Origin of the sequence: Olsenella sp. An188 (genome assembly GCF_002160255.1) — a bacterium.
Lineage (GTDB): Bacteria > Actinomycetota > Coriobacteriia > Coriobacteriales > Atopobiaceae > Thermophilibacter > Thermophilibacter avistercoris.
On sequence record NZ_NFKF01000002.1, the window covers coordinates 1 to 17,635 of the forward strand.

The window sequence follows — 17,635 nt, forward strand, 5'->3', positions numbered from 1 at the left end:
TCTCGAGCTTGCCGCCCACGTTCCAGCCACCCTCCGTCTGCGGGCCGGACATCGCCGCCCCGAAGAAGAAGTCCTCGGGCAGGGTCAGTTCTGCCATGACGCCTCCGTTCTCGCTACTGCTGATTCAAGCGTGATGCGGTTTTCTTTATCACGCTTTGTTATTTAGATTATAGCGCTCTGATTGTTCTTTTGAGGATTATTTCTGAGTGAATAGTCGCGCTACATTTAGGAAATAAGAAAGGGAAGTTGAGGAAGAAGCCACGTTGACCTGCGGTTTAGTTGACCTCAGCGCAACACCAACCGGCAAAAAGCCGGCAGATATAGAATAACGACCCGGCGAGAAGCACCGTTGGCGGCTCGATTTCTACCGTTCACGGACAATCTCTCCGCCCTCCACCCCAAGAAGGGAGCCACCATGCTGAAGTACCAGTCCATCGCGTCAGACATCCAGCGCAGCATCGAATCGGGCGTCCTGAAGCCTAATGCGAAGCTCCCTACCGTGGTCGAGCTCTGCGAGGCCTACGGAGTGAGCAAGATCACCGTCAAGCGCGCCATCGAGCTGCTCACCGAGCGGGGCCTCATCTCCAGTCGTCGCGGGTCGGGAACCTACGTGAAGAACACCACCGAGCTTCTCGAGCAGACAGGCCTGGGACCCGTCGACGCCGGGGCTGACCCCGAGGTCGACTCCTTCATGTTCTCGCAGTCGGACCGAGCCGCCGGCTTCACCGAGAAGCACGGGGCCACGGGAAAGGAGATAAGCTCCGTGGTCTACGACTTCTCGATCGTCAACCCGCCGCAGGACGTCGCCAGACACCTGAGCATCAGCCGCGAGGACTTTACCTATCGCATCTGCCGCGTGCGCTGCCTGGACGAAGAGCCCATGGTCATCGAGTACACCTACATGCCCCTCGACCTCATCCCCGGGCTCAAGCGCGCCCATCTCTATGGTTCGGTCTACGCCTACCTCCGCAACGCGCTGGGTCTCAAGATCTCGAGCTTCCACAGAATCATTCGCGCCGTGCCCGCAACCGAGGAGGAGGCCAAGAGGCTCAGCACAACGCCGGGCATTCCCATGCTCGAGATTGCGCAGGTGGGGTTTCTTGACGACGGCACGCCGTTCGAGTATTCGGTCTCTCGCTACGAGGGCAGCCGCGGGGAGATTCGAGACATCAACGTCCTCTGAGGCGTGCCGGGGGTCAGCGGGAGCCCGGCTTGCCCTTCTTCTTGCCCGCCGGCTTGCCTGCCTTCTTGGCGCGCTTCTCCTCCGCGCGGCGGGCCCGAGCGGCCCGACGCTGGGCGCGAGCCTCGGAGCTGGCCTTCATGGCCGCCCGCTCCTCCTCCGCCTCGCGGGCCACGCGACGCTCCTCCGCCTCGCGGGCGAAGAGGTCAGCGGCGCTCCCCGTGATCGGTGCCCAGGCGAACGCATAGACGAAGCCGAGCGCAAACGACACGATCGGCAGCCCGAACACGCTCCAGAAGAGCGTCGCGGGCAGCGTCATCCCCTGGGGGACCTCCGGCATCAGGTAGGGGACCATGGCGGCGAGCAGCGTCACGAGGCTGACCACGCTCGCCGCGCGACTGGCGACCTGGGCGGCGGAGGGCACGGTCACGCTGGCGCGACGCACGAAGATGATTCCGATGAGCGCGCCGAGCAGATAGATCGAGACGGGGAGGGCGTATGCGCCGGCGGCCCTCACCTGGGTGGGCACGTCGGTACCGCCCTGCCCCACGGCGTAGAGGATGACGCTGCCCAAGAGAAGCACCGAGATGACGGCAAGGTTGGCGTAGTACACCGAGCCACGCATGGGATACGTGACGCCCTTCCTCGAAAACGGAAGCACCATGTGAGCCCCTCCTCAAATCGCGGCGCGACTGGCATAGGTCCTTTTCCCATCTTAGCGCGACGCGGCACCGCGAGGCGCGGGCGAGGCGCAGGCCGGCCGACGCGTCTGCTGAGGGCCGCACGGGCCCGGGGACGGGACGTCCTTCGACGGGCGCCTCGAGTCTGGGCGGCGCGGGCTGCCTCGAGGCGCCGCTCGCGGCGCAGACCCGCGCGCCGGCGGCCCTGGCCCGGCCTTCTCGCGGGGCGATGTGAGACCGATGCCACATGCGCGGCTCCCGAGAGGTATATTGTGAGCGTCGGCAACGGCCCGCAGTCGCCCGGAGGGCCGGGCGACTGATAGGAGACAGCATGCGCATCGGAGCACTTGAGGCGGGCGGGACCAAGATGGTCTGCGCCATCGCCACCGAGCAGGGCGAGATTCTGGAGCGGGAGTCCTTCCCCACCACCACGCCCGAGGAGTCCATCCCCTCGCTCACCAGCTGGTTTGGGGAGCGTGGGGTCGACGCCCTGGGCATCGGCGCCTTCGGGCCCACCTGCGTGGACCCCGAGAGTCCCTCCTTCGGCACGATCCTCGAGACCCCCAAGCTCCCCTGGCGCGGGTACGCCCTTCGCGCGGCCTTCGTCGACGCGCTCGGGGTGCCCGTGGGCTACGACACCGACGTCAACGTGGCGTGCCTCGGCGAGGCCACGTTCGGCGAGTCCCGCGGAATCGCAGACCTCGTCTACGTGACCATCGGCACGGGGGTCGGCGCCGGGGTCATGTGCGGCGGGCACCTCCTGCACGGCATGCTCCACCCCGAGGCGGGCCACATGCTGCTCAACCGCATGCCGGGCGACGAGGGTCCCTGCGTCTGCCCGAGCCACGACAGCTGCCTCGAGGGCCTGGCGGCCGGGCCGTCCATCGAGCGGCGCTGGGGGGCCAAGGGAACCGAGCTCGCCGACCGCCCCGAGGTCTGGGAGCTCGAGGCGAGCTATCTCGCCCAGATGTGCCACAACCTCGTGCTGTGCTACTCGCCGCGCCGCATCATCCTGGGCGGCGGAGTCATGCACCAGGAGCAGCTCTACCCGCTCGTGCGCGAGAAGACCCTCGACTACCTGGGCGGCTACATCACCGCGCCCGAGCTCGAGGACATCGACTCCTACATCGTCGCCCCGAGTCTGAACGACAACCAGGGAGTGCTCGGCTGCGTCGAGCTGGGGCGGCGGGCCGCGGCCGGCGAGTAGGCCTTGCGTCCCCCGGTTCCATAGGCTGCCGTCGGGCGCCGGCCCAGCGTGGGGCGGCGCCCTTTTCGTGTGGGAGGGGCCGTCGCGCGCCCGCGCGGGCCCGCGACGGCTTCAGCATTGGTTACCGGTAGGCGTAGATTTCCCCGCAGGGGACTCTCCCCGCCCCCGGAAGGGTATGCTTCGTTTGCGTGGGTCGTCACGTCCGGCGGACGACCGGCCACACCAGCCCGCGGACGTCCCGGCGGAGGGAGAGACATGTCAGAGGCAACCGAAACCAGGCAGGACGCACCAGGCGAGAGGCGCCTGCGCAAGCGGCTCTACTCGCTCGGCGAGGAGATCGCCAACTCGGTGAGCCACGGCGTGGGGGTCCTTCTCGCCATCGCCGCGCTTGTGCTTCTCATCGTGGCCTCCGTCTCGCACGGCGGCGGGGTGCGGCTGGCGGCGGCCCTCATCATGGGGATCTCGCTCATCGTGGAGTACCTCTTCTCCACGCTCTACCACGCGCTCGCGCCCGAGAAGGCCAAGGCGGTCTTCCGCGTGCTCGACCACTGCGGCATCTACCTGCTCATAGCCGGCAGCTACGCGCCCTTCTCGCTCATTACGCTCGCCGGTCGCGGCGGGCTCGAGCTGTGCGTGGCGGTGTGGGTCGTGGCGGCGGTGGGGATCGTGGCCGAGTGCCTGCTGCGCGAGCGCCAGCCGGCCTGGCTCACCGCGGCCGTCTACGTGCTCATGGGCTGGCTCGTGGTCTTTCGCGTGGGCGACCTCTGGGAGCTCCTGCCGCCGCCCGCGTTCTGGCTGCTTCTTGCGGGAGGGCTCAGCTACACCGTGGGGGCGGTCTTCTACGCCGTCAAGAAGGTTCCCTACCTGCACTTCATCTTCCACCTGTTCACGCTCGCCGGCAGCGTGTGCATCACGCTCTCGGCGCTGCTCTTCGTGGTGTAGCCCACGCGCTATCATTGACGCCACGCAACCCCAAGACCCAAGGAGGGCACATGACAGACGAGCAGCTCGCACAGCTGAAGGCCAATGTAGACACCTACGTGGACGAGGTCTGGGAAGACGTCGTGGCAGACATCGCGCGCCTCGTGCGCCACGAGTCCGTGGAGGACCTCGGCGCGGCCGAGCCGGGCAAGCCCTGGGGCCCCGCCTCCAACGACGCCCTGGTCGAGGCCGAGCGAATGGCCGAGCGCCTGGGCCTTGCCGTGACCGACGTCGACGGCTACCTCGGCTTCGCCGACGTCCCCGGCGCCTCCGGGCCCGAGCGCTACCTCGCCACCATCGCCCACACCGACATCGTCCCGCTCGGCGAGGGCTGGAGCTTCCCGCCGCTCGAGGTCACGCGCAAGGACGGCTACCTCGTCGGCCGCGGCGTCCAGGACGACAAGGGCCCGTTCGTGCTGTCGCTCTACGCCGCCCACTTCTTCGCGCGCCGCGCGGCCGCCGGCGAGACGCTCCCCTACACCCTGCGCTGCATCATCGGCAACAACGAGGAGACGGGCATGGGCGACGTGCCCTACTACCTCGAGCGCTACCCCGAGCCGCTGTTCTGCTTCTCCCCGGACGCCGACTTCCCGCTCATCTGCGGCGAGAAGGGCCTCTACAGCGGCGAGTTCACCTCCGCCGCCGTCGCCGGCGAGAAGATCGTGGAGCTTCACGGCGGCACCTCGGGCAACGCCATCCCCGGCAGCGCCCGCGCCCTCGTGCGCGCCGACGCCTCCGCACTGCCCGCGGCCGAGCGCATCAGCGTCGAGGACGCCGGAGAGGGTCTCGCGCGCGTGAGCGCCACCGGCGTCGGCGGCCACGCCTCGATGCCGGCCGGCACCGTCAACGCCATCGGCGTGCTGGCGCGCTACCTGCTCGCCAACGACCTCGCGGGCGAGGGCGAGCGCACCTTCCTCACGCTTCTCGCCCAGCTGACCGAGGCCACGGACGGCTCGGCCACCGGCATCGCCGCCGAGGACGACAAGTTCGGCGCGCTCACCTGCATCGCCGGAACCGTGCGCACCGTGGACGGCCGCTTCGTGCAGACGGTGGACGCGCGCTTCCCCACCTCCACCTCGGCCGAGGCCATCACCGCCACGCTCGGCGCGCTCGCGGAGCGCTACGGCTGCACCTACCGCCAGCTCAGCGGCGAGAAGCCCTTCTACATCAGCCCGGACAGCCCGGAGATCGAGGTCCTTCTTAGCACCTACGCCGAGTACTCCGGCAAGCCCGGCGAGGCGTTCGTGATAGGCGGCGGGACCTACGCGCGCCACTTTGCCCGCGCCGTGGCCTTTGGCCCGGGCGGCGACTACGAGAGCCGCCCGGAGTGGGTCGGCATGGAGCACGGCCCCGACGAGGGCGTCTCCGAGGAGAGCCTGCGCCAGGCGCTCAAGATCTACATCGTCTCGATCGCGCGCCTCATGGAGCTCGAGCTCTAGGGCTGCCCCCAGCCCTAACCCCGGCCCCGGGACCTCCCGGGGCCGGGGGCGCTAGGCCCCCGCCACCTCGCCCTCAGCCTGCTCCCCGACGGGCGCCACCATCGCCGCGCCCACCGCCTGGGCCATGAGCTCCTCCGGCGTGGGCTGGCGCAGGATGCGCACCGCGAGGTAGGTGCAGCCAGCCATGAACAGCAGGTCAAAGACGAGGTCGAACGAGGGGCCGAGCGGCCCGTGCTCGACGACCGTGACCACGACCTGGACCACGTCGGCCGCGAGCGCCAGGGAACTGAGCACGAGGAACGGGCGGATCCTCTGGGGGCGGTTGGAGCCCCAGATGCCCAGGCAGCCCACCAGCAGGTTCACCCCCGCAGAGACCGCTGCCGCGGCGAGCACGACGAGCATGGCCTCGCTCACCGTGAGCGACACGCCCGATATCACCGCCTGCTCCCCCTCCCCGTAGGCGAGAAGCGCCACGATCAGCACGCCCGCCACCACCGCGGTGAGGACCCCCTTCATGATGACGACCTCGCTGAGCAGGTGGAGGACGCGCTGGTGGCGCGAGCGCAGGAAGGTCTCCCCGCGCACGCCGCTGTCGTGCTCCTCCTTGACCTTGTCGGCCAGGCGCGAGCACACGAGCACGTAGACGATCGTGGTCGTGAGGATGATGGGGTTGAACAGGATGAACGTGCCGAGGCCCCAGCCCCACGCGATGGCCACGAGCACGCCGAGCCCCACGAGGTAGCACAGGAAGCGGTACGGCCCCACGCGCGCGGAGTTGTTCGAGGCGGCCAGGCCGAGCACGGCCGTGAGCAGGAGCAGGCCGGCCACGACCACGATGATGCCGCCGAAGGTCGCGATGGCCCAGAGGTCGCCGCTCGCGATGCCCACGCTGCCGTCGGTGGCGAGCACGAGCACGCCTCCCAGGAGCGCGAGCGCCCCGAGGAGCGCCATGAAGATCGAGACGATGCGCAGCACCGCCTGTGCGGGCGTGCGCGGGACGGACGGCTTGAGGTCGATCATGGGTCAGGGCCTCCCTTGACGCGAGCAACACCGGGATTGTACCCAAAAGGGGGCTGAAGAACGCCCCCTGCCCTACGAGAAGGTCCTCGCCTCGTAGTCGGTCGGCTCGGCGAGAAACCCGTGGAGGGCGAGCTCGCGCGCCACCTCGTCGAGGACCTCCTCGCTCTCGGCGCTCACGTGGTGGAAGTGGTAGCCGCTCGTGACCTCCATGAGCGGGGCCGAGCGCCCCGTCGCGAGTTCCTCGGTGAAGCGGGCCACGTCGCGGCGGCTCGCCAGCCCCAGCGGCGAGGAGATCTTCCCGTAGACGCGGTGGTTCACGAAGACGTCCTCCACGCACGCCCCCAGGTCCACGACGAGCGTGAGCTCCTCGGCCGTGCGCTCGGCGCTGTGGTGGCACTTGAAGAGCCGCGTCGGGCGGCGCGGGGCGCGCTCGAGCACGTAGCCCCTGCTCGTCGAGACGATCCTCTCGCCGCGGCCGCGCAGCAGCGCCACGTCGGCCACCACCACCTGGCGGCTCACGCCGCACCTCTCGGCGAGGGCCGCTCCGGAGAGGGGCTCGCGGGCGGCGGCCAGCTCCGCGACGATTCTCTCGCGTCGGGCGTCGCCTGCGCTCACGAGAGGACCTCGAGGTGCTTGAGGGAGAAGTCGAGGATCGGCGCGGAGTGCGTGAGCGCGCCGCAGGAGACGAAGTCGACGCCGAGGTCGGCGTAGTCCGACGCGTTCGCCGCGTCCACGTTGCCGGAGGCCTCCGTCTGCGCGCGGCCGCCCACGAACGCGACGGCCTCGGCCATCTGCTCGTGGGTCATGTTGTCGAGCATGATGACGTCGGCGCCCGCCTCGAGCGCCTCGGCGACCATCTCGATGGTCTCGCACTCCACCTCGACCTTGTCCACGAAGGGCGCCGCCGCGCGCGCCGCCGCCACGGCGGCCGCGACGCCGCCCGCCGCGTCGATGTGGTTGTCCTTGAGCAGCACGCCGTCGGAGAGGCCAAAGCGGTGCATCGAGCCGCCCCCCAGGCGCACGGCCTCCCGCTCGAACAGGCGCATGCCCGGCGTGGTCTTGCGCGTGCACACGAGCGTGGTGCCGCTGCCGGCGAGTGCCTCGGCGACCGCCGACGTGTAGGTGGCGATGCCGCTCATGCGCTGGAGGTAGTTGAGCGCGGTGCGCTCCCCCTCCAGTAGCACGCGGACGTCGCCCTCCACGGTCGCCACGAGGGTGCCTGCCGTCACGCGCGCGCCGTCGGCCACGTGCGCGTCCACGCGCGTGGAGGGGTCGAGCAGGCAGAAGACGCGCGAGAAGACCGAGAGGCCCGCAACCACGCCGTCGGCCTTCGCGATCAGGCTCACCCGCCCGGGCCTCGCCTCGGGCATGACGGAGGTCGTGGACACGTCGCCGAACGGCATGTCCTCCCTGAGCGCGGCGCGGATGTGCTCGTCCATCTGCATCTGGATCATCGGGTCTGTCATGGCTCTCCTCTCGGGCTGCGCGGGCGCGGCCGCGCGCCCCTCTCACTCGGCGCCGGTCAGAAGCGCCACGTCGGTCACGTCGCGCGAGCCCGCGATGAAGCGCGAGCGCGCCCGGGCGGCGGCGGCGAGCTGGGCCGCCGTGTCCTCCTCAAAGCGGTCGCGCATGATCTTGTCGGCCGCGCGCTGCGCGAAGACGAGCGACTCGAGCAGGCTGTTCGAGGCCAGGCGGTTGCGCCCGTGCACCCCGTTGCAGCAGGTCTCGCCGCAGGCGAAGAGGTGCGGCAGGGTGGTCTCGGAGTCGGAGTCCACGTGGATGCCCCCCATGAAGTAGTGCTGGGCGGGCACCACCGGGATCGGCTGCTCGCGGATGTCGTAGCCCTCCTCGAGGCAGTGCTCGAGGATGTGGGTGAAGTGCCTCTCCACCTCCTCGCGCGGCACGCGCTCGAAGGAGAGCCACACGTGCTCGGAGCCCGTGCGCGCCATCTCCGCCAGGATGGCGGCCGAGACCACGTCGCGCGGCTGGAGCTCGTCGCAGAAGCGCTCGCCCGCGTCGTTGAGCAGCACCGCCCCCTCGCCGCGCGCGGACTCGGAGATGAGGAAGGCGCGTCCGGGGCGCTCGGTCCACAGGGTGGTGGGGTGGACCTGCACGTAGTCCATGTGCTCGAGAAGGACCCCGTGCTCGGCGGCCACGCGGCAGCCGTCCCCGGTGAGGCAGGAGAAGTTCGTGGAGTGCGCGTAGAGCCCTCCGACGCCGCCCGTGGCGAGGACCGTGGCGTCCGCGTTGATCTGCAGGCGCTCGCCGCCCGCGTCCGTGGCCACCACGCCGCGGCACACGCGCCGCCCCGCGGCGTCGAAGCCCTCGACGAGGTCGGTCATGCAGGTGTGCTCGAGGACGTGCGCGCCCGGCAGCACGCGCACGCAGGAGAGCAGGTGCGTCGTGATCTCCTGCCCGGTGACGTCCTCGTGGTAGACGATGCGCGGCCGCGAGTGGGCTCCCTCGCGCGTGTAGTCCAGGCTCCCGTCGGCGCGCCGGGCGAAGCGCACGCCGCGCTTGACCAGGTCGTCGATGATGGGCCTGCTCGCGCGGATCATGATGTCCACGCTCTCGAGGCGGTTCTCGTAGTGCCCGGCGCGCAGCGTGTCCTCAAAGAACGGCTCGTAGTCGCCCTCGTCGTGCAGGACGCAGATGCCGCCCTGTGCGAGCATGGAGTCGCACTCGTCGACGGCCCCCTTCGAGAGCAGGACCACGTTGAGCGCCGCGGGGAGGTTGAGCGCGCAGTAGAGCCCGGCCACGCCGCAGCCCACGATCACCACGTCGCAGTCGATGGTGCGGGAGCGCGCGGCGCGGCTCATCGGCTCGCCCCCAGCTCGAGCATGCGCGCGAGCGCGGCGCGCGCCGGGGCGGCTACCCCCTCCGGCGGGAGCCCCACCTCGCCCGAGCCCTCGCGCAGGCACGCGGCGACCCCCTCGGCCGTGATGCGCTCCATGTCGGGGCAGACCGGGTGCGTGGGCGGGAAGTGGAAGCGCTTGCCCATGCCGGCGCAGCGCCGCTCGAGCTCGCCGCGCACCCCGTCCACGGTCAGGACGATGTAGTCGCGCGCCTCCCCCGCCGCGGCGGCCTCGACGATCTGCGAGGTCGAGCCCGCCACGTCGGCGAGCTCCGTGACCTCCGGGCCGCACTCGGGGTGCGCGAGCACCGGAGCGCCGGGCAGGCTCTCCCTGAGGGCGCGGACCTCGTCTGCGGAGATGGCCTGGTGGATGGGGCAGTAGCCGTCGTTCAGGATGACGTTCTTCTCGGCCACCTGGCCCGCCACGTAGCGGCCGAGGTGGCGGTCCGGGATGAACAGGACGTTGCGCTGCGGCAGTGCGAAGACGATGCGCACGGCGTTGGAGGAGGTCACGCACACGTCGGACCACGACTTGACCTCCGCCGTCGAGTTGACGTAGCAGGCCACCGCCAGGTCGTCGCCGTACTTCTCGCGCGCGGCGTCCACCGTCTCGCGCTGGACCATGTGCGCCATCGGGCAGTCCGCCGACGCGTCGGGCATGAGCACGGTCTTGTCGGGCGAGAGCAGCTTGGCGCTCTCGGCCATGAAGCGGACGCCCGCAAAGACGAGCGTGGAGGCCGGCAGCGTGGCGGCCAGGCTCGCCAGGGCGAAGGAGTCCCCCACGTGGTCGGCCAGCTCCTGGACCTCGGTCGGCACGTAGTAGTGCGCCAGCACCACCGCGTCGCGCTCGTGCTTGAGGCGCGCCACCTCGGCGCGCAGCTCCTCTGTCAGCATGGGTACCCCCTCGTCGCGCTGGTCAGCGGGCCTCAGTATACACCTCGCTTTACAGCTGACAAGACAGCTCGCGCGGCCCTGACCCGCCTTCGTCGGGAAACTCCGAGTTATGCTCGAGCAAAAGTCAGGATTCGCCCGGCGAGAAGAACCTCGCGTCGCGCCTACCTGCGTATATGTAGGGTTGAACTACCGTGCCCCGAGTTTTGCTCGTGCATAAGTCGAAGCTCACGCCGGGGGCCACCCAGTTCGCCCCGGGCCGCGCCGGGGCCGCCGGCACAGCCCCGCCCGCGCGTCACCTGTGGAGGCCGTGTGGCGATTGCGCCCGAGCGGCTCGAAGTCCCGCGTCCGGGGTATCACCTAACACCGTAAGTATCTTCTAGTGTTAGGAGAATCCGCATGGAAGACACGCCCACCTACGAGGAGCTCGCGCACGAGCTCCTCGGGGAGCTGCTCGCCCTGGGGAGCACCCTCACCCCGATGATGGTCAACTCCACGAGGGGCGAGACGGCCACGCTCATGACGCTCTACCGCGTCGAGGGGGCGCTCACGCCCGGCCAGCTCGGGGAGCACGCCCACGTCTCGAGCGCGCGCGTCGCCAACATCCTGCGCTCGCTCGAGGAGAAGGGCCTCGTCTCGCGAGCCCACTCCACGGGGGACCGCCGCCAGGTCGAGGTGACGCTCACCGACGCCGGGCGCGCCGAGGCCGAGCGCACGCGCGAGGAGCGCACCAGGGCCGTCGCGCGCTACCTCTCCGAGCTCGGCTCCGAGGACGCCGGGCACCTCGTCAGGATCGTGCGCCGCTCGCGGGACATCCTGAGCGACCGCGCGGCGCGGGAGGGGAGCGAGCGGTGAGAATCCTCAGGCTCTTCAAAAACCACGTCCTCGCCGTGCTCGCGGTGGTGGCGCTGCTCGTCGTGCAGGCAAACGCCGAGCTCGCCCTCCCCACCTACATGAGCGAGATCGTGGACGTGGGCATCCAGCAGGGCGGCATCGCCTCGCCCGTGCCCGACACCATCCGCGAAAGCTCGCTGGAGGACCTCAAGCTCTTCATGTCCGACGAGGACGCGAGCCTCGTCGAGGCCGCCTACGCCCCCGCCGACGAATCCGGCGTCCGCGCCTACCAGGGAGGCGCCGCCGACAAGGACGAGGGCTCGGCGCTCTCACAGGCCATGGCGCTGCCCGAGGTCGCCGTGCTCGCGCTCCAGCAGGGCGTCGACGCCTCCGCGTTCGTGGACTCCGCGGACGCGGCCGAGAACCCCGCGGCCGCGGCGCTGGCGACCGCCGGCAGCGTCGGGCTCGACGAGGTGCGCGCCGCCGTGGACGCCGGACTCGTCAGCCGCGAGCAGCTCGTGAGCGCCGCCGGGGAGCTCGGCGAGCAGATGGGCTCGATGGGCGGCTCCATCGTCACCCAGCGCGCCATCTCCTACGTGAGCCAGGAGTACGAGGCCCAGGGCATCGCGCTCTCCGACGTGCAGAACGCCTACCTCGGCTCCGCCGCGCTCACGATGTTCGGCCTGTGCCTCGTGGGGCTCGCCGCCACGGTGCTCACGGGCGCCGTCGCCTCGCACACCGCCTCCACCATCGCGCGCGACCTGCGCCGCCAGACCTTCGAGAAGGTCATGCAGTTCTCGCCGGCCGAGGTCAACAGGTTCTCCCAGGCGTCGCTGATCACCCGCTGCACCAACGACGTCCAGCAGCTCCAGATGGCAACGACGCTGTTCATGCGCATGGTGCTTCTCGCCCCGATCATGGGCGTGGTGGCCGTGCTGCGCGTGCTGGAGACCTCCACGGGGCTGGAGTGGACCATCGGCGTGGCCGTCATCGCCGTGTGCGCCGTGGTGGGCGTGCTCATGGGCCTCACTATGCCCAAGTTCAAGCGCATGCAGGCCTACGTGGACCGCGTGAACCTCGTGGCGCGCGAGATGCTCGACGGCATCATGCCGATCCGCGCCTTCGGCCGCCAGGAACACGAGCTCGAGCGCTTCGACGACGCCTCCACCGACCTCATGCGCACGCAGCTCTTCACCAACCGCGCCATGAGCTTCATGATGCCGCTCATGATGTTCGTCATGAACTGCGTCACCGTGACGATCGTGTGGTTCGGCAGCCACGGCGTCTCCGAGGGCGTCATGCAGGTGGGCGACATGATGGCGTTCATCTCCTACACGATGCAGATCGTCATGGCCTTCATGATCCTCACGATGGTGGCCGTGGTGCTGCCGCGCGCCGAGGTGGCCGCCGAGCGCATCGAGGAGGTGCTGGAGTGCCCGCTGTCCATCACCGACCCGGCACACCCCAAAACCCCGGCCGAGGGCAGCCCGCGCGGCGAGCTCACCTTCCGCAACGTGAGCTTCCAGTACCCCGACGCGCGCAAGGACGTCATCCAGGGCGTCTCGTTCACCACGCACGCCGGCAAGATGACGGGCGTCATCGGCTCCACGGGCTCGGGCAAGTCCACGCTCGTGCAGCTCATCCCGCGCCTGTACGACGTCACGGGCGGCGGCGTGCTGCTCGACGGCGTCGACGTGCGCGACATGTCCCTCTCCGACCTGCGAGGGCGCATCGGCTACATCCCGCAGCAGGGCATGCTCTTCTCGGGCACCGTCGAGTCCAACCTCAAGTTCGCCGGCGAGGGCGTGACCGACGAGGACATGCGCGAGGCGGCGCGGGTGGCCCAGGCGACCGAGTTCATCGAGCGACGCGAGGGCGCCTGGGAGTCCCCCATCTCGCAGGGCGGCTCCAACGTCTCCGGCGGCCAGCGCCAGCGCCTGGCCATCGCGCGCGCCCTGGCCAAGAACCCCGAGGTCATCGTCTTCGACGACTCGTTCTCCGCGCTCGACTACAAGACCGACGCCGCCCTGCGCGACGAGCTGGCGCGCTCGGTGACGGACGCCGCGCTCGTGGTGGTGGGCCAGCGCATCGCCACCATCATGAACGCCGACGAGATCCTCGTGCTCGACGAGGGCCACGTGGTGGGCCGCGGCACACACGACGAGCTCCTGCGCAGCTGCCCCGCCTACCTCGAGATCGCGCAGAGCCAGCTGTCCGCCGCCGAGCTCGGGCTCACGGACGAGGAGATCGCCGCCGTCCTGGACGGAGCGGCCGGGAAGGGAGGTGAGCGCTGATGCCCCCGATGGGACGCGGGCGCTCCACGGAGCGCGCAAAGGACTTCAAGGGAACCATCGTCAGGCTCCTGGGCTACGTGGGACGCCACAAGATCGCCGTCATTCTCGCGTGCGTGTTCGCCGTGTGCTCGGTGGTCTTCAACATCGTAGGCCCGCGCGTGCTGGGCTCGGTGACCACCAAGCTCTACGAGGGGCTCGTCGCCACGGTCCAGGGCACGGGCTCGGTGGACTTCGAGTGGATCGGGATGACGCTGCTGGGGCTTCTTGGCCTGTACCTGGCCAGCTCGGCGTGCAACCTCGTCCAGGGCTGGCTCATGACCGGCGTCACGCAAAAGATCTGCTACCGCATGCGCAAGGAGATCGCCGAGAAGATCGCGGTCATCCCCATGAGCTACTTCAACGGCCACAGCAAGGGTGACGTGCTCAGCCGCATCACCAACGACGTGGACACGCTCGGCCAGTCGCTCAACCAGTCCATCACGCAGCTCATCACCTCCGTCACGCAGGTCGTCGGCGTGCTCGTGATGATGCTCTCCATCAGCCTGCCGCTCACCGGCGTCACCGTGCTCACGCTGCCGGTCTCGGTGGTGATCGTGCTCGTGATGGTGCACTTCTCGCAGAAGTACTTCCGCGAGCAGCAGCGGGTGCTCGGCACCGTGAACGGCATCGTGGAGGAGGACTTCGCGGGCCAGAACGTCATCCAGGTGTTCGACCGCTCCGAGCGCGCCGTGGCCGACTTCGAGGTTGAGAACGACCGCCTGTTCGTGAGCGGCTGGCGCAGCCAGTTCCTCTCCGGCCTGATGATGCCGCTCATGAGCCTCGTGGGCAACATGGGCTACGTGGGCGTCGTCGTGGTGGGCGCGCAGCTCGCGCTCGTCGGCCAGGCGGCCCCCGGCGACATCCAGAGCTTCATCCAGTACGTGCGCAACTTCACGCAGCCGATCCAGCAGCTCGCCAACGTGTCCAACACGATGCAGTCCATGGCCGCCGCCACCGAGCGCGTCTTCGAGTTTCTCGCCGCGCCGGAGGAGAGCGAGCCGGAGACTCCGCAGCTGCCCGCGCGCCGCGAGGGCCGCGTGGAGTTCGACCACGTGCGCTTTGGCTACGTCCCCGGCAAGACCATCATCAAGGACTTCTCCTGCGTGGCGGAGCCGGGCCAGACCGTGGCCATCGTGGGCCCCACCGGCGCGGGCAAGACCACGCTCATCAAGCTGCTCCAGCGCTTCTGGGACGTGGACGCGGGGTCGCTTCGCGTGGACGGCATCGACGTGCGCGACTGGGACCGCTCCGAGCTGCGCCAGGAGTTCGCCATGGTGCTGCAGGACACGTGGCTGTTCAACGGCACCATCCGCGAGAACATCCGCTACGGCCGGCCCGACGCCACCGACGAGGAGGTGGAGGCCGCCGCGAGGGCCGCGCGCTGCGACCACTTCATCCACACGCTGGCCGGCGGCTACGACTTCGTGATCAACGAGGAGGGCACCAACCTCAGCCAGGGGCAGCGCCAGCTCGTGACCATCGCACGCGCCGTGCTGGCCGACCGCCCGGCGCTCATCCTCGACGAGGCCACCTCGAACGTGGACACGCGCACCGAGGAGCTCATCCAGCGCGCCATGGACGCCCTCATGGTGGGACGCACGAGCTTCGTGATCGCGCACCGGCTGTCCACGATCAGAAACGCGGACGTGATCTTGGTGCTGCGCGATGGCGACATCGTGGAGAAGGGCACCCACGAGGAGCTTCTCGCCAAGGGCGGCTTCTACGCGGAGCTCTACAACTCCCAGTTCGCCCAGTAGCGCCCGATGCGGCGAGAAGGGCCACGCGCCGCGGCCCTTCTCGCCGTTGCCTCTGCCCCGGCGCGCCCGCGGGCCGCTAGTTGTTGACGCCGTGATGGCAGACGAAGCCCTCGCGCGTGATGGGCTCGAACCTGTAGCCGCGCTGCTGGTAGAACTCGATGATCCGCGGCAGGGCGTCGGGCGTGGTGTCCTTGGTCGACGAGTCGTGGAAGAGCAGCATCACGTTGGTGTAGCCCTCCACGCACGAGCTCTGCACGATCTTCTCCACGTCGACGTTAGTGCCCGCGGCGTCGCCCGAGCTCACGTTCCAGTCGTAGAACTGGTAGCCGCGCGCGGGCAGGTCGCTCACGAGCGCGCTCATGATGCCCGGGCAGTAGTTGGCCGAGACCGTGTTGGAGGCCCCTCCCGGGAAGCGCGTGAGGTAGGGCACGAACCCAATCTGCTCCTTGACGACCTGGCCCACCTGGTCGAGGTCGCCGAAGAACGCGTCCTCGGAGGCGTAGACCTGGGCGTAGTCGTGCGTCATCGTGTGCAGGCCGATCGAGTGGCCGCGCTCGTAGGCGTCGCGGATGTAGCCGCGCTTGTCGGGCTCGTGGCCGGTCACGAAGAAGGTGGCCTTCACGCCGTAGCGGTCGAGCACGTCGAGCACGCGCGGGGTGTTGTCCGAGGGGCCGTCGTCAAAGGTGAGGTAGACGGTCTTCTCGCCCGTGCCGTCGAGGCGCCAGTCGGTCTGGGCCGACGGGTCGAGGGCGAGGCCTGCGGCGCGCTCGTCGAGCGCGGGCTCGGGCTCGGGCGGCGGGGGCGGCGCGTCGGGCTCCTGGAGGACGCCGGGTGCGGCCGGTGCTCCCGGCGCGGCAGCCCTCGGGGCGGAGACGAGAAGCGCCAGGGCTCCCGCCCCGCCGATGAGCGCGACCGTCAGGAGCGCCACCACGACCGCGAGGCCGCGCGCGCTGCGCTGCTGCTCTCGCGCGCTCGGGCGCGACGCGACCCTGGGGCGCACGGGGGCACCACGCCGTCCTTCAGGCTCTCTCGTCATTGTCCCTCCCCCCTCGAGGCCGCTGCCGTGACAGCGATTGTACGGCAGCGGGGGCCGTCCGGCGGCCCGGGGAAGTTGACGGTTTCGTAAGGGACGCCGCCGGCGGCGCAGGCGCGCGGGCGCGCGGGCGCTACGACAGCGCGACGCCGCCGAGCCAGCCGCAGCGCACCGGGGCGGTGACGCTGTACATGCTCACCCAGCTCGAGAGGGAGTCGTTCTTCACGACGCCGCTCTGGTTGTGGCGCACGACGCCGCCGCCGATGTAGATGCCCACGTGGCCGTAGATCACGGCGGCAGAGCTGTACGGGGCCGACGGCGTGGCGACGATCATGCCCGCCTGGGCGGCCGACGGGTCGGTGCCGCACCAGCTGTAGTACATGTCGTCGGCGTTGCCGTAGAACGTGCCCACGCCGGCGCGCCGGAAGACGTTGGTCACCCACGCGGCGCACAGGCCCGAGCCGGGCGACGGCGTGGAGTTGGCGGCGGCCACCACGGCAGAGAGCGAGCCGGAGCCGCTGACCACGGTGTTGCCGCTGCCCCAGTTGGTGTTTCCGCCCCCGCCCTGGTTCTGCTGCTGCTCCTCCTGCTGGCGCCGGGCCTCCTCGGCAGCCTGCTGGGCGGCGAGCAGCTCGGCGTCGCGCTGCTCCACGAGCGCCTGGACGTCCGCGGAGAGGCCGTCGACGAGCTCCTGGGACTCGGCCTGCTTGGTGCGCACCGCGTCGAGCTCGCTCTGCTGCTGGGCCTGGAGCGCCTCGAGCTCGCTCATCTGGGTCTCGAGGTCGGCCTTCTGGGTCTCGAGGTCGGCCCTCTTGGTCTCGAGCTCGGCCTTGAGGGTCTTGACCTCGTCGATCATCTCGCGGTCGGACTCGCTGACCTTGTCGAGGTAGTAGATGTTGCTCGTGAGCTCCTCGAGCGTCGCCGAGGAGAGCAGGACGTCGAGCACCGAGCCCGAGCCCGCCTTGTACGCCGAGCTCATGCGCTCGCCAAGGGTCTCCTGCTTGTCGGCGATCTCGGCCTCGCGCTGGTCGATCTCGGCCTGGGTGGCGTCGATCTCCGCCTGCTTCTGGCTGATCTGGTCGGAGACCTCGATCACCTGGCTCTGGGTCTCGGCGACCTGCGCGGCCGCGGCGGCGACCTCCTCCCCGATCGCCTCGAGCTCAGCCTGCGCCTGCTCGTAGCTGAGCTGGGCGGCGTCGAGCTTCTCCTGGGTGGTCTCGGCCCCGGCGAGGGCCGGGAAGAAGGTGGCGCAGAGCCCCGCGCCGATGAAGAGCCTCAGGGCGTCGCGGCGCGTCACCGCGCGCGGCGAGATCCCCGCGTCGGAAAGCAAAACGTGCTTGAGGGACATGTCGTCTCCTTGGGTGTGAATGAGGTGCGAAACACGTCTCTCTATTCTAGCGAGAAACGCCCCGAACACGATATGCAC

General features: G+C 69.8%; 15 protein-coding genes. 7 read left to right on the forward strand and 8 right to left on the reverse strand.

All coding sequences use genetic code 11. From position 1 onward, the window contains the following. Positions 1–415 precede the first annotated feature (415 nt). Positions 416–1,183 (forward strand): GntR family transcriptional regulator, encoded by a 768-nt coding sequence (locus B5F23_RS02495; protein ID WP_087351414.1) that lies wholly within the window; start codon positions 416–418, stop codon positions 1,181–1,183. A gap of 13 nt (positions 1,184–1,196) precedes the next feature. Here B5F23_RS02495 and B5F23_RS02500 read toward each other — a convergent pair whose 3' ends face one another. Beyond that, positions 1,197–1,844 carry a hypothetical protein gene (locus B5F23_RS02500; RefSeq protein WP_087351417.1) on the reverse strand — a complete coding sequence of 216 codons (648 nt, stop codon included), beginning with the start codon at positions 1,842–1,844 and terminating at the stop codon, positions 1,197–1,199. A 347-nt stretch (positions 1,845–2,191) separates the two neighbouring features. Between B5F23_RS02500 and B5F23_RS02505 the strand changes: the two genes are divergently transcribed. The 3 genes from B5F23_RS02505 (at position 2,192) to B5F23_RS02515 (ending at position 5,487) form a co-directional block, all read left to right on the forward strand. Next, positions 2,192–3,067: an ROK family protein gene (locus tag B5F23_RS02505; protein ID WP_087351420.1), complete on the forward strand. Its 876-nt coding sequence runs from the start codon at positions 2,192–2,194 to the stop codon at positions 3,065–3,067. A gap of 255 nt (positions 3,068–3,322) precedes the next feature. Further along, complete coding sequence (trhA, locus tag B5F23_RS02510; RefSeq protein WP_087351423.1) at positions 3,323–4,009, forward strand: PAQR family membrane homeostasis protein TrhA; 687 nt, start codon at positions 3,323–3,325, stop codon at positions 4,007–4,009. Between the two features lie 50 nt (positions 4,010–4,059). Beyond that, complete coding sequence (locus B5F23_RS02515; protein WP_087351426.1) at positions 4,060–5,487, forward strand: Sapep family Mn(2+)-dependent dipeptidase; 1,428 nt, start codon at positions 4,060–4,062, stop codon at positions 5,485–5,487. Between the two features lie 51 nt (positions 5,488–5,538). Here B5F23_RS02515 and B5F23_RS02520 read toward each other — a convergent pair whose 3' ends face one another. The 5 genes from B5F23_RS02520 to nadA form a co-directional block, all read right to left on the reverse strand. After that, positions 5,539–6,507, reverse strand: a complete 969-nt coding sequence (locus tag B5F23_RS02520; protein ID WP_087351429.1) for a hypothetical protein — start codon at positions 6,505–6,507, stop codon at positions 5,539–5,541. A 72-nt stretch (positions 6,508–6,579) separates the two neighbouring features. After that, a complete protein-coding gene (locus tag B5F23_RS02525) occupies positions 6,580–7,122 on the reverse strand; it encodes a transcription repressor NadR (RefSeq protein ID WP_087351431.1) in 543 nt (180 codons plus the stop codon). Further along, on the reverse strand, positions 7,119–7,973 hold the full coding sequence (gene nadC, locus B5F23_RS02530; protein WP_087351434.1) for a carboxylating nicotinate-nucleotide diphosphorylase: 855 nt from the start codon (positions 7,971–7,973) through the stop codon (positions 7,119–7,121). Before nadC ends, B5F23_RS02525 begins: the two co-directional genes overlap by 4 nt. A 42-nt stretch (positions 7,974–8,015) precedes the next feature. Continuing rightward, complete coding sequence (locus B5F23_RS02535) at positions 8,016–9,326, reverse strand: L-aspartate oxidase (protein WP_087351437.1); 1,311 nt, start codon at positions 9,324–9,326, stop codon at positions 8,016–8,018. Continuing rightward, positions 9,323–10,255, reverse strand: a complete 933-nt coding sequence (gene nadA, locus B5F23_RS02540) for a quinolinate synthase NadA (RefSeq protein ID WP_206392207.1) — start codon at positions 10,253–10,255, stop codon at positions 9,323–9,325. The genes B5F23_RS02535 and nadA overlap by 4 nt, the downstream gene beginning before the upstream one ends. A gap of 396 nt (positions 10,256–10,651) precedes the next feature. Here nadA and B5F23_RS02545 point away from each other — a divergent pair, with 396 nt between their 5' ends. Genes B5F23_RS02545 through B5F23_RS02555 form a run of 3 tightly spaced genes read left to right on the forward strand, consistent with a single transcriptional unit; the run spans position 10,652 to position 15,176 of the window. Next, complete coding sequence (locus tag B5F23_RS02545) at positions 10,652–11,107, forward strand: MarR family winged helix-turn-helix transcriptional regulator (RefSeq protein WP_087351440.1); 456 nt, start codon at positions 10,652–10,654, stop codon at positions 11,105–11,107. Further along, complete coding sequence (locus B5F23_RS02550; protein WP_087351442.1) at positions 11,104–13,380, forward strand: ABC transporter ATP-binding protein; 2,277 nt, start codon at positions 11,104–11,106, stop codon at positions 13,378–13,380. The genes B5F23_RS02545 and B5F23_RS02550 overlap by 4 nt, the downstream gene beginning before the upstream one ends. Beyond that, positions 13,380–15,176, forward strand: a complete 1,797-nt coding sequence (locus B5F23_RS02555) for an ABC transporter ATP-binding protein (protein WP_087351445.1) — start codon at positions 13,380–13,382, stop codon at positions 15,174–15,176. Before B5F23_RS02550 ends, B5F23_RS02555 begins: the two co-directional genes overlap by 1 nt. 76 nt (positions 15,177–15,252) lie before the next feature. On the opposite strand, the gene B5F23_RS02560 is transcribed toward B5F23_RS02555, so the two are convergent. Together B5F23_RS02560 and B5F23_RS02565 are read right to left on the reverse strand one after the other, a co-directional pair. After that, positions 15,253–16,176: a polysaccharide deacetylase family protein gene (locus B5F23_RS02560; RefSeq protein WP_143786341.1), complete on the reverse strand. Its 924-nt coding sequence runs from the start codon at positions 16,174–16,176 to the stop codon at positions 15,253–15,255. Positions 16,177–16,342: 166 nt separating this feature from the next. Further along, on the reverse strand, positions 16,343–17,557 hold the full coding sequence (locus tag B5F23_RS02565; RefSeq protein WP_087351451.1) for a coiled-coil domain-containing protein: 1,215 nt from the start codon (positions 17,555–17,557) through the stop codon (positions 16,343–16,345). Positions 17,558–17,635 lie beyond the last annotated feature (78 nt).

Bases quoted from the DNA above. Each gene is read 5' to 3' on its own strand.
- nadA (WP_206392207.1), bottom strand. From the start codon at position 10,255: ATGCTGACAGAGGAGCTGCGCGCCGAGGTGGCGCGCCTCAAGCACGAG.
- B5F23_RS02495 (WP_087351414.1), top strand. From the start codon at position 416: ATGCTGAAGTACCAGTCCATCGCGTCAGACATCCAGCGCAGCATCGAA.
- B5F23_RS02515 (WP_087351426.1), top strand. From the start codon at position 4,060: ATGACAGACGAGCAGCTCGCACAGCTGAAGGCCAATGTAGACACCTAC.
- B5F23_RS02565 (WP_087351451.1), bottom strand. From the start codon at position 17,557: ATGTCCCTCAAGCACGTTTTGCTTTCCGACGCGGGGATCTCGCCGCGC.
- B5F23_RS02505 (WP_087351420.1), top strand. From the start codon at position 2,192: ATGCGCATCGGAGCACTTGAGGCGGGCGGGACCAAGATGGTCTGCGCC.
- B5F23_RS02520 (WP_087351429.1), bottom strand. From the start codon at position 6,507: ATGATCGACCTCAAGCCGTCCGTCCCGCGCACGCCCGCACAGGCGGTG.
- B5F23_RS02535 (WP_087351437.1), bottom strand. From the start codon at position 9,326: ATGAGCCGCGCCGCGCGCTCCCGCACCATCGACTGCGACGTGGTGATC.
- trhA (WP_087351423.1), top strand. From the start codon at position 3,323: ATGTCAGAGGCAACCGAAACCAGGCAGGACGCACCAGGCGAGAGGCGC.
- B5F23_RS02555 (WP_087351445.1), top strand. From the start codon at position 13,380: ATGCCCCCGATGGGACGCGGGCGCTCCACGGAGCGCGCAAAGGACTTC.
- B5F23_RS02500 (WP_087351417.1), bottom strand. From the start codon at position 1,844: ATGGTGCTTCCGTTTTCGAGGAAGGGCGTCACGTATCCCATGCGTGGC.
- nadC (WP_087351434.1), bottom strand. From the start codon at position 7,973: ATGACAGACCCGATGATCCAGATGCAGATGGACGAGCACATCCGCGCC.
- B5F23_RS02545 (WP_087351440.1), top strand. From the start codon at position 10,652: ATGGAAGACACGCCCACCTACGAGGAGCTCGCGCACGAGCTCCTCGGG.